Below are 14918 nucleotides of genomic sequence, written 5' to 3'. Positions count from 1 at the left end.
CGAGGAAACGCCATGCCAGCCGCCGATCCCGCTACCCGCCCCACCAGCGCGCCAGCCAGCCCTGCCGCTTCCCCCTCCGCCACGCCGAGCGCGACGCGTGCAATGCGTGTTGCCGCGATCCAGACCGTGACCGGCACCGCGCTCGACGCCAACCTGGCGCGCGCCGATGCGCTGATCGCCGAGGCCGCCCGCGGCGGCGCCGAGCTGGTGCTGCTGCCCGAGTATTTCTGCCTGATGGGTCGCCATGAGAGCGACAAGGTCGCGGTGCGGGAGCAGGACGGCGACGGACCGATCCAGCGCTTCCTGGCTGATGCAGCAAGGCGCCACGGCATCTGGCTGGTCGGCGGCACGCTGCCGCTGTGGTGCGAGGACGCCGAGCGCGTCCGCAACAGCTCGCTCGCCTTCGACCCACAGGGCGAACGGGTGGCGCGCTACGACAAGATCCACCTGTTCGGCTTCACCCGCGGGGAGGAGCGCTACGACGAGTCGCGCACGATCCTGGCCGGCCGCGAGCCGGTGACCTTCGATGCGCCGTGCGGCCGGGTCGCGATGTCGGTCTGCTACGACCTGCGCTTTCCCGAGCTGTATCGGCAGATGGCGAGCACCGACAGCGAGAACGGCCTGGCCTTGATCCTGATGCCGGCCGCCTTCACCTACACCACCGGGCAGGCGCATTGGGAAATCCTGCTGCGCGCCCGCGCGATCGAGAACCAATGCTATGTGCTGGCGGCGGCCCAGGGCGGCAAGCACGAGAACGGCCGGCGCACCTGGGGTCACTCGATGCTGGTCGATCCCTGGGGCGAGGTGCTGGCCATGCTGCCCGAGGGCGAGGGCGTGGTCAGCGGCACGCTGGACCCGGCGCGCATCGCCGAAGTGCGGCAGAACCTGCCTGCGCTGCGCCACCGGGTGCTGTAGCATGGACACCCGTAGGACCCGACCGAACCGTGGTACCTGACCGAACCGTAGTACCGAACATTCGGGCGCCGCACCAGCCGGCGCCCCACCCTTGCGGCTGCCGGCCCGATGCCGGGCAGCGCGACACCGAATCCAACAGAGGACATTCATGAACGCCGGCGATCTCGGAATCCGCAATCTCGCCACCGCACAGCAGCTGCTGCTGAACCCGTACGGGCTTGACGAAGCCCGGCTGCAACGCGTGCTGGCCGACATCTTCACGCACAAGGTCGACTACGCCGACCTGTATTTCCAGTACACCCGCAGCGAGGCCTGGAGCCTCGAGGAAGGCATCGTCAAGTCGGGCAGCTTCAATATCGACCAGGGCGTCGGCGTGCGCGCCGTGTCGGGCGACCGCACCGCCTTCGCCTACTCCGACGAGATCAGCCTGGAGGCGTTGCTGCAGGCCAGCGCCGCGACCCGCACCATCGGCAAGGTCGGCAGCGGCCGCACCAAGGTGGCGGGTTCGCTGGCCTCGCAGGGCGGCCGCGACCTGTACGCACCCAACGATCCGCTCGATTCGATGCCGGCGGCCGAGAAGGTCGCGCTGCTCGAGCGCGTCGAGAAGATGGCGCGCGCCAAGGATCCGCGCATCGTGCAGGTGATGGCGGGCCTGGCCGGCGAATACGACGTGGTGCTGATCGCCCGCAGCGACGGCGTGATCGCCGCCGACGTGCGGCCGCTGGTGCGCGTGTCCGTCACGGTGATCGCCGAGCAGAACGGCCGGCGCGAGATGGGCACCTCGGGCGGCGGCGGCCGTTATCACTACGGCTACTTCAGCGACGATCTGCTGCGCACCTATGTCGACGAGGCGGTGTCGTCGGCGCTGGTCAACCTGGAGGCGCGCCCCGCCCCGGCCGGCGCGATGACCGTCGTGCTCGGGCCGGGCTGGCCCGGCGTGCTGCTGCACGAGGCGGTCGGCCACGGGCTGGAAGGCGACTTCAACCGCAAGGGCTCGTCGGCCTTCGCCGGCCGCATGGGCGAGCGCGTGGCGGCCAAGGGCGTTACCGTGGTCGACGACGGCACGCTGGAAGGCCGCCGGGGTTCGCTGAACCTCGACGACGAAGGCAATCCGACCCGGTGCACCACGCTGATCGAGGACGGCATCCTGCGCGGCTATATCCAGGACACGCTGAACGCGCGGCTGATGAAGATGCCGGTGACCGGCAACGCGCGCCGCGAGAGCTTCGCCGCGCTGCCGATGCCGCGCATGACCAATACCTACATGCTGAACGGCGACCGCGACCCGCAGGAGATCATCGCCAGCGTCAAGCGCGGCCTGTACGCGGTCAACTTCGGCGGCGGCCAGGTCGACATCACCAACGGCAAGTTCGTGTTCTCGGCCAGCGAGGCCTACCTGATCGAGGACGGCAAGATCACCGCGCCGGTCAAGGGCGCAACGCTGGTCGGCAACGGTCCCGAATCGCTGAAGGACGTCACCATGATCGGTAACGACATGCGGCTGGACTCGGGCGTCGGCGTCTGCGGCAAGGAAGGCCAGAGCGTGCCGGTTGGCGTCGGCCAGCCGACCCTGCGCATCGAGAACATGACGGTGGGCGGCACCGCCTGACGGCCGCGGGCGTCGGCGCCGCTGCTGCGCCGGCGCCACAGCCGGCCCTCTTCCGCCTTGCCCGGGCGTTTCGGCGCGCTTGCCAAGCGTGCCGAAACGGGCTATAAAGTGGCTTCGTCGCCGGCACTTGCCGCCTCGCCAACACGCGATACCGACGAAAACAGACGCAATACCAATCGCAAGACCGACCGAATACCGCGCTTTCCTCCCACATGTCCGCCAAGTTTTACTTTTACTTTTTTAGCGATCTCGCACCGCTGGCGGAAGGAGAGGATCAGTCGTAAGCGCCTCCCAAGATTGCAAAAAAGCCGCCAGCAGACCTGGCGGCTTTTTTTTGGCCCGACTTTCCCCGCAGCATCGAATACCCCCACTCTCACGACCTGACAAGACCTGGAGCCATCATGTTGAAGAACACCGACGACCTTCGTATTCGCGAACTGAAGGAGCTGCTGCCGCCGGCGCACCTGATCCGCGAGTTCTCCCTGTCGGAGAAGGCGTCGGACGTCATCTACGGCGCGCGCCAGGCGATGCACCGCATCCTGCATGGCATGGACGACCGGCTGATCGTCATCATCGGCCCCTGCTCGATCCACGACACCCGCGCCGCGCTCGAATACGCCAAGCTGCTGAAGGAGCAGCGCGATCGCTTCAGCAACGAGCTCGAGGTCGTGATGCGGGTCTACTTCGAGAAGCCGCGCACCACGGTCGGCTGGAAGGGGCTGATCAACGATCCGCACATGGACGGCAGCTTCAAGATCAACGACGGCCTGCGCACCGCGCGCGAGCTGTTGCTCAATATCAGCGAGATGGGCCTGCCGGCGGGCACCGAATACCTCGACATGATTTCGCCCCAGTACATCGCCGACCTGGTCAGCTGGGGCGCGATCGGCGCGCGCACCACCGAATCGCAGGTGCATCGCGAGCTGGCCTCGGGGCTGTCGTGCCCGGTGGGGTTCAAGAACGGCACCGACGGCAACGTCAAGATCGCGGTCGATGCGATCAAGGCCGCGTCGCAGCCGCACCACTTCCTGTCGGTCACCAAGGGCGGCCATTCGGCGATCGTGTCGACCTCGGGCAACGAGGACTGCCACATCATCCTGCGCGGCGGCAAGAATCCGAACTACGACGCCGAAAGCGTGCAGCAGGCCTGCGACGCGATTTCCAAGGCCGGGCTCGCGGCGCGGCTGATGATCGATGCCTCGCACGCCAACAGCAGCAAGAAGCACGAGAACCAGATCCCGGTCTGCGAGGACATCGGCCGCCAGCTCGCCGCGGGCGACGACCGCATCATCGGCGTGATGGTCGAATCGCACCTGATCGCCGGCCGCCAGGACCATGTCCAGGGCGCGCCGATCGACTCGCTGACCTACGGCCAGTCGGTCACCGATGCCTGCATCGGCTGGGACGATTCGGTGCGGGTGCTGGAGATCCTGGCCAACGCGGTCAAGGCACGGCGGTTGGCGAAGGGCAGCGGGAACTGATGAACGCTGAGTTGGCGGCCACCGCGCCGCCACTCGCCCGACGGGTCCCTACGATCGGATCAACGGGCGCCCCGTCACTTCCTCGTACATCGCATCCGGGGCGATATCGACCCCGTTTGGCCATACCACCGCGCCATCCGCAATGGAGGCCCTGGCGAAATAGGTCTCATCAGCCAACGGGGCAAACACGCCATGGAAATCATCGCGCGACATATCCACGATTCCGCGCGTGCCATCGGCGAATTCAACGTCCAGTCGATGATTTGGCAGGACAGCCAGACGGGTGACGTGCCACGCAACCATTGCATTACTCCAGGGGCGGAATGGGCTTTGGCATTTCGTGATTTCTGCAAAGCCGCCAATCTTCGGCCAATTCGGTTCGATGCGCCGACGCCCATTCCAATACCAGTGCAAGCGCACGCCGAGGGAGCGACCCGGCGATAACCTCAAGCGTATCGATTCGGATGATCGCTTCGGCGTCGCCATAGCGCGCATGGAAATGGGCCGGTTCGTGGTCACGCCAATACATCGTGATCACGATCCCGAAAAATATGCTGAGGGTTGGCACATTGGCTCCCGCTGTTGAGGGAGCACCATCGTATTGCGGGGTCATCATGCCTTCGATCGGTCCATGCCGAAGATATAAAAAAAGCCGCCTCGAAGGAAGCGGCTTTTTGACGGCGGTAGGCTGCCTTACCTCTTCAACACCAGATCGCCCGGCAGCGATTCCAGATAGGCGGCGATGTTCTTCAGCTCCTGCCGCGTGAAGGGGCGGGGCTTGCCGTCCTTGCCGAGCACGCCGGGGTTGGCGTTGACCTGGCCCTGCATGATCGCGTTGGAGCGGCCGACCTGCGGGTTGCCGTGGACCTGGTAGGCGACCAGCGCGTGATACAGGTAGCCGGCGTGCTGGCCGGCCAGCTTCGGATAGTCCGGCGCGATCGGGGAATTCATGTCGGCGCCGTGGCAGGCGGCGCAATTGCCCTTCTGCACCAGGGCCTTGCCGGCTTCGATGTCGGCGGCGGAGGCCGACATCGCCGAGGCACCCAGCACGAGTGCGCCGAGCGCGAACGAGAGCGTCTTGAGCGTCTTCATGTCGAGTCCTCTCACTTCTGCGGATTGTCGCGGGTATCGCGCTTCTGCTGCGCGTAGTACGCAGCCACGTCGGCAATATCCTGGTCGCTCAGCGTCGCCGCGATGCCACGCATGGTCGGATGCTTGCGGCCGCCCTTCTTGTACTCCTGCAGCGCGTTCGCGATGTACTTCGCGCTCTGGCCCCCGATCATCGGCACTTCGTACACCTCGGGAAACGAAGCCCGATATCCCGGAATTCCGTGGCAGCCGATACACATCGCCACCTTGTCCCGGGCTGCCTCCACATTGCCCTTGACTTCCTGGGCCTGCGCTGCCGTCGCGGCGGCGCCCAGCACCACCATCGTGAGGAGCTTTTTCATTGTCGTAGTCGGATTGGAAGGATTGAACCCTGCGTGACCTGCCCGAGCGGCCAGACATGGAACTCCCGCCGAATGCACGGCCGGGGCCGTGCGCATCGACCGTCATGCCGGCCATTCTTTCGTGATCGCCGCTTCCCGACCAGGGCCGCCAGGGTGCGACGTGGGCGGCCGGGGAAGGAGGATGGACGTGGGGGCGCGTCAAACCGGCGCATTGTACCGCACGCGGCACGCGGCAGTCCATAGAGCGGCGCCATGGCCGCACGCGAACGGGAAAGCTCTTTTATACTGGCCCATTCCGACCCGAACGAAGCCTCAGAACGCGACATGACCGATACCGCCCAAGCCGCCGCTGGCGCCTCTGCCGCCCCCTCCGCCCGCTTCGAGGGCAGCGCCCACTACGTGGCCACCGACGACCTGAAGCTCGCCGTCAACGCCGCGCGCACGCTGCAGCGTCCGCTGCTGATCAAGGGCGAGCCTGGCACCGGCAAGACCATGCTGGCCGAGGAAGTCGCCGCCGCGCTGGGCATGCCGCTGCTGCAATGGCATATCAAGTCGACCACCAAGGCGCAGCAGGGCCTGTACGAATACGATGCGGTGTCCCGCCTGCGCGACTCGCAGCTCGGCGACGACCGCGTGCACGACATCCGCAACTACATCGTCAAGGGCGTGCTGTGGCAGGCGTTCGAGTCCGACGAGCCGGTGGTGCTGCTGATCGACGAGATCGACAAGGCGGACATCGAATTCCCCAACGACCTGCTGCGCGAAATCGACCGGATGGAGTTCTACGTCTACGAGACGCGCGAACTGATCCGCGCCAGACATCGTCCGCTGGTCATCATCACGTCGAACAACGAGAAGGAACTGCCGGACGCCTTCCTGCGCCGCTGCTTCTTCCACTACATCAAGTTCCCCGACGCCGACACCATGCAGCGCATCGTCGACGTCCACTATCCGGGCATCAAGCGCGAACTGGTATCGGCCGCGCTCGAGGCGTTCTACGAGATGCGCAACCTGCCGGGCCTGAAGAAGAAGCCGTCGACCTCGGAGCTGATCGACTGGCTCAAGCTGCTGATGGCCGAGGACATTCCGCCCGAGGCGCTGCGCAGCCCGGACAAGAAGGCCGCGATTCCGCCGCTGCACGGCGCGCTGCTGAAGAACGAGCAGGACGTGCATCTGTTCGAGCGCCTGGTCTTCATGAACCGCGCCAACCGCTGAACGCCGCCCTGCCCTTCATCGAACTGCGAACCTCGACCTTCGAACCTCCAACCCTCGCCAGGAACCCCGATGACCCGTCTGATCGCGCCGATCGTGCTGGAAGGCCGGCACGTCATGCTCGAGCCGCTCGACGCCGCGCATGAAACCGAACTGCGCGCGGCTGCGAGCGATGGCGAGCTGTGGAAGCTGTGGTACACCTCGGTGCCGACGCCCGACGGCATGCGCGCGTGGATCGACACCGCGCTGGACCAGCGCGACCGCCTCGGCGCGATGCCCTTCGTGGTGCGGCGCGTGCAGGACGGCGTGGTCGGTCCGGTGGTCGGCTCGACGCGGATGTTCAATGTCGACGAGACCCACCGGCGGCTCGAGATCGGCCACACCTGGTATGCGCAGAGTGTGCAGCGCACGGCGGTCAACACCGAGTGCAAGCTGCTGTTGCTCGCGCATGCCTTCGAGCAGCTGCGCTGCATCGCGGTCGAATTCCGCACGCACTGGATGAACCACCAGAGCCGCGCCGCGATCGCCCGGCTCGGCGCCAAGCAGGACGGCGTGCTGCGCAACCACCAGGTGATGCCCGACGGCTCGCTGCGCGACACCGTGGTCTTCTCGATCATCGCCAGCGAATGGCCGACGGTGAAGCGCCATCTGCATTACCGCCTGGAGATGCCGCGCTGAGCGCCGCGTGCACGATCGCACCGACCGCACGCACACGACACACAGCGCGCACAGAGCGCAACGCACGCACCGCCAGCCCACCGCGACACCGAGACCCGCCATGCTGATCGACTTCTTCTTCTCGCTGCGGCACGCCAAGCTGCCGGTATCCGTCAAGGAATACCTGACCATGCTGGAGGCACTGAAGGCCCAGGTGATCGCGCCGTCGATCGACGAGTTCTACTACCTGTCGCGCATGACGCTGGTCAAGGACGAGAAGCACTTCGACAAGTTCGACCAGACCTTCGCGGCCTACTTCAAGGGCGTCGAGAACCTGATCGACTGGAAGTCCGACATCCCGCTCGACTGGCTGCAGAAGACGCTGGAGCGCGAACTGTCGCCGGAGGAGAAGGCCAGGATCGAAGCGATGGGCGGGCTCGACAAGCTGATGGAGCGCCTGAAGCAGCTGCTCGAAGAGCAGAAGGAAAAGCACGAGGGCGGCAACAAGTGGATCGGCACCGGCGGCACCTCGCCGTTCGGCCACGGCGGCTACAACCCCGAGGGCATCCGCATCGGCGGCCCGTCCAAGGGCAACCGCACCGCGATCAAGGTATGGGAGACGCGCGCCTATCGCGACTACGACGATCAGGTCGAGCTGGGCACGCGCAACATCAAGGTCGCGCTGCGGCGGCTGCGCCGGTTCGCGCGCGAAGGCGCCGACACCGAGCTGGACCTGGACGACACCATCCATTCGACCGCGGCCAACGCGGGCCTGCTCGACATCAAGCTGCGCCCGGAGCGGCACAACAAGGTCAAGGTGCTGATGCTGATGGATGTCGGCGGCTCGATGGACGACCACATCAAGCGCGTCGAGGAACTGTTCTCGGCGGCCAAGACCGAGTTCAAGCACCTGGAGTACTACTACTTCCACAACTGCGTCTACGACTACGTGTGGAAGAACAACCGCCGCCGCCACGCGGAGAAGATCGCCACCTGGGACCTGATCCACAAGTACACGCCCGACTACAAGGTGATCTTCGTCGGCGACGCGACCATGAGCCCGTACGAGATCCTGCAGCCGGGCGGTTCGGTCGAGTACAACAATCCCGAGGCGGGCGCGGTCTGGCTGAATCGGCTGATCGACCAGTTCCCGCGCTTCGTCTGGCTCAATCCCGAGCCGGAAGGCCTGTGGCAGTACCGCCAGTCGATCTCGGTGATCAACCAGATCATGAAGGCGCGGATGTATCCGGTGACCATCGCCGGGCTCGAGCAGGCGATGAAGGTGCTGTCGAAGTAAGCCGGCCGTCGCCCGCTCACGCCACCACGTCCACCCCTTCCATCAGCCACTGCCGGAAGGTCTGCAGCGCCGGCAGGTGCTGCTTCTGCTCCGGGTAGCACAGGTAATAGCCCTTCTTGCTGAGCACCCGCGCGGGGTGCGCCACCACCAGCGCCCCGCTGGCCAGCTCCTGCTCGATCAGGCAGCGCGGGATCAGCGCGATGCCCAGCCCCGACAGCGCCGCCTGGGTCAGCAGCGAGAACTGGTCGAAGCGCGGACCGCTCCAGGCCTCGCGCGTGGTCACGCCCAGTTCGCCCAGCCAGTCGGACCAGGCCTCCGGCACCGTCGTATGGTGCAGCAGCGGATAGTTCAGCAGCGCCTGGGGCGACGCGGCGACGCCGTTGGGCTCGTTGGCCAGCAAACCCGGCCGGCACACCGGCAACACCTCGCGGCCGGTCATGTAGTCGGCCAGGCTGCCAGGCCAGACGCCATCGCCGAAGCGGATCGCCGCGTCCAGGTCCGGCTGCGAGAAGTCATAGCCCTGCGCGTGCGGCACGAACTCCAGCGTGACCTCGGGATGCCGCTCGAAGAACTGCGGCAGCCGCGGAATCAGCCACTTGGCGCCCAGCGTCGGCATGCTGGCGATATGCAGCGTGCCGCCGCGGCCCTGGCTGGCCACCAGCTCGACGGTGGCGGCCTCGATCTCCTGCAGGCTGGGCCGGATCCGCTCCAGATAGCGGCGGCCGGCATCGGTCAGCAGCAGGCGCTGACGGACGCGTTCGAACAGATCCACGCCCAGCGACGACTCGAGCTGGCGGACCTGCTTGCTGACCGCGCCCTGCGTGACATGGAGTTCGCGGGCGGCCAGCGTAAAACTGAGATGACGGGCGGCGGCCTCGAAGGCCTGCAGCCCGGTCAACGACGGGCATAGGCGCCGCATGCGACTTCCTCGATTTCCCAGACTTCACGACCAAATGGAATGACCGTGCGATTTTAATTCGTTTGCACGGTTCTTGCAGATTTGCGCAGAATCGCAAGCAAAGCTCAACGAGGCTTTCTAGCACAGCAACGACGGGCGCGCCCTGCCGACGCCCTTTCTCCCCCATTTCCGTGTTGGACCCCCTTTTCAGGATCATTCATGCAACGCCGTAACATGCTCCGCCTCATCGCTGCCGGCTCGGCCGCCCTGGCCGCCGGCCTGTCGTTCCAGGCTGCCGCGCAGGGTTCGTATCCGACCAAGCCGATCACGCTGGTCGTGCCCTTCCCGGCCGGCGGCACCACCGACATCGTCGCCCGCATCGTCGCCGACAAGCTGGGCCAGCAACTGGGCCAGGCCGTGGTGGTCGACAACCGCGGCGGCGCCGGCGGCAGCATCGGCACCAGCTACCTGGCCAAGGCCACGCCGGACGGCTACACCATCGGCATCGCCACCGCCTCGACCCACGGCATCAACCCGGCGATCTACCCGCGCCTGCAGTACGACGCGACCAAGGACTTCACCACCATCACCAACCTGGCCTCGGTGCCGAACGTGATGAGCGTCCACCCGTCGGTCAAGGCAAACGACATGAAGGCCTTCATCGCGCTGGCGCAGTCGCAGCCGAACAAGCTGGCCTACGGCTCGGCCGGCAACGGCAGCGTGTCGCACATGATGGGCGAGCTGTTCAAGCTGAGCAGCAAGACCGAGCTGCTGCACGTGCCGTACAAGGGCGTCGGCCCGGCGCTGAACGACACGCTGGCCAACCAGGTCCAGATCCTGTTCGACAACCTGCCGTCGTCGCTGCCGTTCATCCAGGGCGGCAAGCTGCGCGCGCTGGCCGTGGCCGCGCCCAAGCGCGTCGCCGCGCTGCCGAACGTGCCGACCTTCGCCGAGCTGGGCCTGGCCGAGGTCAACGATTCGTCGTGGTTCGGCCTGATCGCCCCGGCCAAGCTGCCGGCCGACATCCAGACCAGGCTGCACGACGCCACCGTCAAGGTGCTGGCGATGCCCGAGGTCAAGGAGAAGTTCGAGAAGCTGGGCGCGACCCCGGTCGGCGACACGCCGGCGCACTTCGCCACGCAGATCAAGAACGAAGTGGCCAAGAACAAGCGCATCGCCGCCGCCGCCAAGATCTCGATGGACTAAGCCGCAAGACCGAGCCGCAAGCATCATGACCGAAGCAGACCGAAAGAGCGCGGAGCGCCCTTACTTCCTGCAACTGCCGGAAGGCGAGAGCAGCCCGCTCTTTCTCGATTCGCCGCATAGCGCGACCACCTACCCGGCGGACTTCCGCTACGCCGCCGGGCTGCCCCTGAACCTGCTGCGCCAGGCCGAGGACACCTTCGTCGACGAGCTGTACGCCGACGCGCCGAAGCAGGGCATCGCGCTGCTGTGCGCGGGCTTTCCGCGCAGCTACCTCGATGCCAACCGCGGCATCGAGGAGATCGACCAGGCCCTGCTCGACGCCCCCTGGCCGGGCCCGATGCAGGAAACGCCCAAGACCCGGCTCGGCAAGGGCCTGGTCTGGCGTGTGCTCGACACCGGCGAGGCGATCTACGATCGCAAGCTGAGCGTGGCCGAGGTGCAGGCGCGCATCGAGCGCTACTACCTGCCCTACTACGCCCAGCTGCAGAAGCTGGCCGACCGGGCGATCGCCGAGCACGGCAGCGCGTGGCACATCAACTGCCATTCGATGCCGAGCGAGGCGGCGCAATACGCCACCGAGCATCCGGGCCTGCAGCATCCGGACTTCGTGGTGGGCGACCGCGACGGCAGCACCTGCGACAAGCGCTTCACCGACCTGGTCGAGGGCGTGCTGAAGGAAATGGGCTACGACGTCTGGCGCAACCACCCCTACAAGGGCGTGGAGATCGTGCGCGTGGTCGGCCAGCCCCAGGCCGGCCGCCACAGCCTGCAGCTCGAGATCAATCGCAAGCTGTACATGGACGAGGTGGCGCTGACCCGCAATGCGGGCTTCGACAAGCTCAAGCAGAACCTGAACGCGCTGCTTGCCGAGCTCGACCGCTTCGCCCGTTCGGCCTCGACGCGTTAAGCGCCAAGCGCCGGGCCGGCATCGGCCCGGCGCGATTCGCTGCACCAGGGCGCCGCAATGGCGTCACCAGGGAGCGGACCGGGCTCGCACCGAGGCCGGATCGGGTCCAAATCGGGCCCGGTCCGCGCTCGGGACTGACCCTAGGTTGGCTGCCACGAGGAACTTTGTGCAAAGGGTTTCCTCTATCATGGCAGTCTTTTGCCAACCACTTCGCCCCCGAAGCAAGCAGATCCCGTGATCCGACGAATTTCCATGCGGCTGCGCGCCCTCGCCGCCGCGGCCGCCGCCCTGATGCTGGCCGCCTGCGCCACCGCGCCTTCCGAGTCCGGCGACACCGCCGGCCAGCAGGCCCACGCCCCCGCCGCCAGCCCCGCCCCGCAGGCCCCCGCGCCCGCACCGCGCGGCGCGACTTCCTACTCCGACAAGCAGGCGGTACCGCCGCCGGATAACGACAACTCCCCGACAAAGACCGTGACGCTGCCGCCCACCGGCCGCGTCAGCCTGGCCGAATACCGGGCGCAGATGCGCCAGCAGCTGATGCGCAGCGAGAACGCCAGCGCGGACGTGGCCGACTGCGCCGCGCACGCGAGCTGGGTGGTGCCGCGCTCGGCGACCTACGACGCGCTGCGCATCCCGACCGGCGCGCTGGCGTCGGGACAGGCCTCGGTCGAAAGCTGGGAAGGCCGCTTCTCGCGCGGCAAGCAGGCGGTGCCGGTGACCTCGGTGGTGACCTTCTCGGCCGCCGCGCATCGCCGCAACGGCCAGTCGCGCTGGGACCCGGTCAAGGTCCGTTGCGGCTATGACGACGGCATGATGCTGGCCTACGAACTGCTGGACGACGACGGCGACATCATCGTCGAACCGGCCGCCAAGCCCGCCGTCAGCGTGGCGCCGCGCAACGCCACGGCCAAGGGCCGCAAGGCGAAGGCGACCAGGTCGAGCCGCTCGGGCAAGACCGCGGCATCGGCGAAATCGTCGGGCGGCACCAAGAAGGCCGCGGCGAAGTCCGGCGCTTCCTCCAGCAGCAAATCGACGAAGAAGACCAGCAAGTCGTCGCGCTGACGCTGCCGCGCTGCGTCGTCACGCTTGCCGCTGACTTGCCGCTGTAATGCGGCCGACTTGGCGCTGAACTGGCGCCGACTTGCCGCTGAATCGCCGCCGCATCCCCGCAGCGGCGCTTCTCAATCCAGCTGCGCCAGGATCGCCTGCAGCATCGCCGCGCCCAGCAGCGCGCTGCGGGCGCCGTTCCAGCCCACCTCCGGCTGCGGCAGGTCGGCGTTGTCCTTGAACGGCATCTCCAGCGTCAGCGACAGGCAGCCGAACGCGTGGCCGATGTACTTGGAGGCCAGCTTCAGCGCATCGGCGTTGTACTTGCTCGCCGCATAGCCATGCACGTCCTGGAAGTCCGGCGTGGCGCGCTTGAACGCCTCGACGAAGCGCGCCTGCGCGACGCGCTGGGACTCCGTGAAACTGGGCAGCATCTCGCTGCCGGCGACGAAGTTGTACGGCAGGCCCTCGTCGCCGTGGATGTCGAAGAACAGGTCGCAGCCGGTCGACTCGATCGCGCGGCGCACGTGATAGACCTCGGGGCTGGTATCGAGGCTCGGCGCCATCCACTCGCGGTTCAGGTTCGCGCCGGCGGCGTTGGTGCGCAGGTTGCCCAGCGCCGAGCCGTCCGGATTCATGTTCGGCACGATATGGAAGACGGCCTTCTGCAGCAGCCGCTCGGCCACGCCGTCGCCGGCCCAGATGCCGGTGCCGGTCAGTCGCTGCAGCACGCCCTCGATGAACCATTCGGCCATGGTTTCGCCGGGATGCTGGCGCGCGATCATCCAGATGGTCTTGCGGCCGGCATTGTCACGGTCTGCCGGCGTACCGATCGTCACCGCCGTCATGGCGCGGCCCTGGACCGTGCTGCCCAGGTGCGTCAGCCGCGCGCGCGGCGAACGCTGGCAGGTGCCCAGCAGGGCCAGGTGGCGCTCTTCGGGATACGGCTCGAAATAGGCGAACCAGACGCTGTCATGCGCCGGCGTGAATTCGACCGTCATCACCTGCCCGTCGAAGCGGGTCGGCACGCGGAACCACTGCACGCGGTCGTACGAGGCCACGGCCCGGTAGTCGCGCCAGCCGTCCGGATAGGTGCAATCGCCGGCGTTCAGGAATTGCAGCCGGCAGGCCTGGCCGGCCGCGCCGTGCAGCCCGAAATGGAACCACTGGCGGAAGTCGGCATGCGAATCGGCGCGGATGCGCAGCCGGATATCGTCGGCGCGGTCCAGCGCCTCGACTTCGATCGCGCCGGAATCGAACCGGCTGGAGATATGCAGCGCTGCGGTCTTCATGTCTGAGCCTCGCAAGACGAATTTGTTGTTGGCCGCGTTATTGGCCGCGTTATTGGCCGCGTTGTTGGCCGCGTTGTTGGCCGGCCCGGCGCGTGGCCATCGGCCCGACGCCCGCGCGCGCGGCGTCAGTCTTCCAGCCGGCGGCGGAACACCCAGCGCGCCGCGTCGGACGCCTTGGCGTCGTAGGCATAGCCGTCTTCGGCGAACTTCTTCAGGCCGGCCGCTTCGGTGATGCGCCGGGTCACCGCGAAGCGCGCCATCGTGCCGCGCGCGCGCTTGGCGTGGAACGAGATGATCTTGTAGCGGCCGCCCTTCCAGTCCTCGAACACCGGCGTGATCACGCGCGCGTTCAGCACCTTGGGACGGACGACCTTGAAGTATTCCTCGGAGGCCAGATTGACCAGCGTCGGCGCGCCCTCGCCCTTCAGCGCGGCGAGGTCCTTGTTCAGCAGTTGCGTCACGTCGTCGCCCCAGAACGCGTACAGGTCCTTGCCGGCCTCGTTGGCCAGCCGCGTGCCCATCTCGAGGCGGTACGGCTGCATCCAGTCCAGCGGCCGCAGCACGCCGTACAGGCCCGACAGGATGCGGACATGGCGCTGCGCGAAGGCGAGGTCGTCGTCGGACAGGCTGGGGGCGTCGAGCCCTTCGTAGACATCGCCGTTGAAGGCCAGCGCCGCCGGCTTGCTGTTGCGCGCGGTGAATTTGGGCGACCAGTCGGCGTAGCGGGTCGCGTTCAGCACCGCGAGCTTGTCCGAGATATCCATCAGCGTGCCGATTTCCTGCGGCGACAGCGCGCGCAGGCGTTCGATCAGCTGCGCCGAACGCGGGATCAGCCGCGGCAGGTGGCTGGCATTGAGCGGAGGCCGGACGCGGGGCGGCGTCTCATAGTCCAGCGACTTGGCGGGCGACAGAACGATCAACATGGCAGAATGCGGCAGAAACAAAG

At 67.0% G+C, this 14918-nt stretch carries 16 protein-coding genes; 9 read left to right on the top strand and 7 right to left on the bottom strand.

Going from position 1 to position 14918, the window contains the following annotated elements; translation table 11 throughout:
• The first annotated feature begins 102 nt into the window (after positions 1-102).
• From KZ686_RS08965 to aroG, 3 genes are all read left to right on the top strand, one after another.
• Positions 103-915, top strand: a complete 813-nt coding sequence (locus KZ686_RS08965) for a carbon-nitrogen hydrolase family protein (RefSeq protein WP_149319433.1) — start codon at positions 103-105, stop codon at positions 913-915.
• A 148-nt stretch (positions 916-1063) separates the two neighbouring features.
• Entirely contained in the window at positions 1064-2524 is a 1461-nt protein-coding gene (tldD, locus tag KZ686_RS08960; protein ID WP_265632265.1) for a metalloprotease TldD, read from the top strand.
• A gap of 401 nt (positions 2525-2925) precedes the next feature.
• Complete coding sequence (gene aroG, locus KZ686_RS08955) at positions 2926-4005, top strand: 3-deoxy-7-phosphoheptulonate synthase AroG (protein ID WP_174105859.1); 1080 nt, start codon at positions 2926-2928, stop codon at positions 4003-4005.
• A gap of 48 nt (positions 4006-4053) precedes the next feature.
• Here the strand turns inward: aroG and KZ686_RS08950 are convergent, their stop codons facing one another.
• The 4 genes from KZ686_RS08950 to KZ686_RS08935 all read right to left on the bottom strand — a co-directional run bounded on the left by KZ686_RS08950 (position 4054) and on the right by KZ686_RS08935 (position 5456).
• Entirely contained in the window at positions 4054-4308 is a 255-nt protein-coding gene (locus KZ686_RS08950; RefSeq protein WP_150084791.1) for a DUF2442 domain-containing protein, read from the bottom strand.
• A gap of 4 nt (positions 4309-4312) precedes the next feature.
• Positions 4313-4621 (bottom strand): DUF4160 domain-containing protein, encoded by a 309-nt coding sequence (locus KZ686_RS08945; protein ID WP_226109126.1) that lies wholly within the window; start codon positions 4619-4621, stop codon positions 4313-4315.
• A gap of 77 nt (positions 4622-4698) precedes the next feature.
• Complete coding sequence (locus KZ686_RS08940) at positions 4699-5097, bottom strand: c-type cytochrome (protein WP_149319338.1); 399 nt, start codon at positions 5095-5097, stop codon at positions 4699-4701.
• A gap of 11 nt (positions 5098-5108) precedes the next feature.
• The gene (locus KZ686_RS08935) at positions 5109-5456 is read right to left on the bottom strand and encodes a c-type cytochrome (RefSeq protein WP_006578948.1); all 348 of its coding nucleotides are present in this window, start codon (positions 5454-5456) and stop codon (positions 5109-5111) included.
• Positions 5457-5780: 324 nt separating this feature from the next.
• Between KZ686_RS08935 and KZ686_RS08930 the strand changes: the two genes are divergently transcribed.
• The 3 genes from KZ686_RS08930 to KZ686_RS08920 all read left to right on the top strand — a co-directional run bounded on the left by KZ686_RS08930 (position 5781) and on the right by KZ686_RS08920 (position 8622).
• The gene (locus tag KZ686_RS08930) at positions 5781-6671 is read left to right on the top strand and encodes an AAA family ATPase (protein ID WP_149319339.1); all 891 of its coding nucleotides are present in this window, start codon (positions 5781-5783) and stop codon (positions 6669-6671) included.
• Between the two features lie 69 nt (positions 6672-6740).
• A complete protein-coding gene (locus tag KZ686_RS08925; RefSeq protein WP_149319340.1) occupies positions 6741-7346 on the top strand; it encodes a GNAT family N-acetyltransferase in 606 nt (201 codons plus the stop codon).
• A gap of 100 nt (positions 7347-7446) precedes the next feature.
• A complete protein-coding gene (locus KZ686_RS08920; protein ID WP_265632264.1) occupies positions 7447-8622 on the top strand; it encodes a vWA domain-containing protein in 1176 nt (391 codons plus the stop codon).
• A 16-nt stretch (positions 8623-8638) separates the two neighbouring features.
• On the opposite strand, the gene gcvA is transcribed toward KZ686_RS08920, so the two are convergent.
• The gene (gene gcvA / locus KZ686_RS08915; RefSeq protein WP_064573152.1) at positions 8639-9541 is read right to left on the bottom strand and encodes a transcriptional regulator GcvA; all 903 of its coding nucleotides are present in this window, start codon (positions 9539-9541) and stop codon (positions 8639-8641) included.
• A gap of 198 nt (positions 9542-9739) precedes the next feature.
• Between gcvA and KZ686_RS08910 the strand changes: the two genes are divergently transcribed.
• The 3 genes from KZ686_RS08910 (at position 9740) to KZ686_RS08900 (ending at position 12695) form a co-directional block, all read left to right on the top strand.
• Positions 9740-10726, top strand: a complete 987-nt coding sequence (locus KZ686_RS08910) for a Bug family tripartite tricarboxylate transporter substrate binding protein (RefSeq protein WP_149319342.1) — start codon at positions 9740-9742, stop codon at positions 10724-10726.
• Between the two features lie 25 nt (positions 10727-10751).
• Positions 10752-11633, top strand: coding sequence for an N-formylglutamate amidohydrolase (locus KZ686_RS08905; RefSeq protein WP_265632263.1), 882 nt, complete (start codon positions 10752-10754; stop codon positions 11631-11633).
• Positions 11634-11867: 234 nt separating this feature from the next.
• Positions 11868-12695, top strand: a complete 828-nt coding sequence (locus KZ686_RS08900; RefSeq protein WP_407648478.1) for a BspC domain-containing protein — start codon at positions 11868-11870, stop codon at positions 12693-12695.
• Between the two features lie 119 nt (positions 12696-12814).
• Here KZ686_RS08900 and KZ686_RS08895 read toward each other — a convergent pair whose 3' ends face one another.
• Positions 12815-13972 carry a M14 family metallopeptidase gene (locus KZ686_RS08895; RefSeq protein WP_265632261.1) on the bottom strand — a complete coding sequence of 386 codons (1158 nt, stop codon included), beginning with the start codon at positions 13970-13972 and terminating at the stop codon, positions 12815-12817.
• Positions 13973-14097: 125 nt separating this feature from the next.
• Entirely contained in the window at positions 14098-14895 is a 798-nt protein-coding gene (yaaA, locus tag KZ686_RS08890) for a peroxide stress protein YaaA (protein WP_150084788.1), read from the bottom strand.
• Between the last annotated feature and the right edge of the window lie 23 nt (positions 14896-14918).

The organism is Cupriavidus cauae (genome assembly GCF_026210475.1).
In the GTDB taxonomy this organism is placed as follows: domain Bacteria; phylum Pseudomonadota; class Gammaproteobacteria; order Burkholderiales; family Burkholderiaceae; genus Cupriavidus; species Cupriavidus cauae.
Note: the sequence above shows the minus strand (reverse complement) of the source record. Positions and strands in the feature narration are given on the sequence as shown.

Excerpts from the sequence above, each read along its gene's own strand:
- KZ686_RS08965 (WP_149319433.1), top strand. The coding sequence starts at position 103 with ATGCGTGTTGCCGCGATCCAGACCGTGACCGGCACCGCGCTCGACGCC.
- tldD (WP_265632265.1), top strand. The coding sequence starts at position 1,064 with ATGAACGCCGGCGATCTCGGAATCCGCAATCTCGCCACCGCACAGCAG.
- aroG (WP_174105859.1), top strand. The coding sequence starts at position 2,926 with ATGTTGAAGAACACCGACGACCTTCGTATTCGCGAACTGAAGGAGCTG.
- KZ686_RS08950 (WP_150084791.1), bottom strand. The coding sequence starts at position 4,308 with ATGGTTGCGTGGCACGTCACCCGTCTGGCTGTCCTGCCAAATCATCGA.
- KZ686_RS08945 (WP_226109126.1), bottom strand. The coding sequence starts at position 4,621 with ATGATGACCCCGCAATACGATGGTGCTCCCTCAACAGCGGGAGCCAAT.
- KZ686_RS08940 (WP_149319338.1), bottom strand. The coding sequence starts at position 5,097 with ATGAAGACGCTCAAGACGCTCTCGTTCGCGCTCGGCGCACTCGTGCTG.
- KZ686_RS08935 (WP_006578948.1), bottom strand. The coding sequence starts at position 5,456 with ATGAAAAAGCTCCTCACGATGGTGGTGCTGGGCGCCGCCGCGACGGCA.
- KZ686_RS08930 (WP_149319339.1), top strand. The coding sequence starts at position 5,781 with ATGACCGATACCGCCCAAGCCGCCGCTGGCGCCTCTGCCGCCCCCTCC.
- KZ686_RS08925 (WP_149319340.1), top strand. The coding sequence starts at position 6,741 with ATGACCCGTCTGATCGCGCCGATCGTGCTGGAAGGCCGGCACGTCATG.
- KZ686_RS08920 (WP_265632264.1), top strand. The coding sequence starts at position 7,447 with ATGCTGATCGACTTCTTCTTCTCGCTGCGGCACGCCAAGCTGCCGGTA.
- gcvA (WP_064573152.1), bottom strand. The coding sequence starts at position 9,541 with ATGCGGCGCCTATGCCCGTCGTTGACCGGGCTGCAGGCCTTCGAGGCC.
- KZ686_RS08910 (WP_149319342.1), top strand. The coding sequence starts at position 9,740 with ATGCAACGCCGTAACATGCTCCGCCTCATCGCTGCCGGCTCGGCCGCC.
- KZ686_RS08905 (WP_265632263.1), top strand. The coding sequence starts at position 10,752 with ATGACCGAAGCAGACCGAAAGAGCGCGGAGCGCCCTTACTTCCTGCAA.
- KZ686_RS08895 (WP_265632261.1), bottom strand. The coding sequence starts at position 13,972 with ATGAAGACCGCAGCGCTGCATATCTCCAGCCGGTTCGATTCCGGCGCG.
- yaaA (WP_150084788.1), bottom strand. The coding sequence starts at position 14,895 with ATGTTGATCGTTCTGTCGCCCGCCAAGTCGCTGGACTATGAGACGCCG.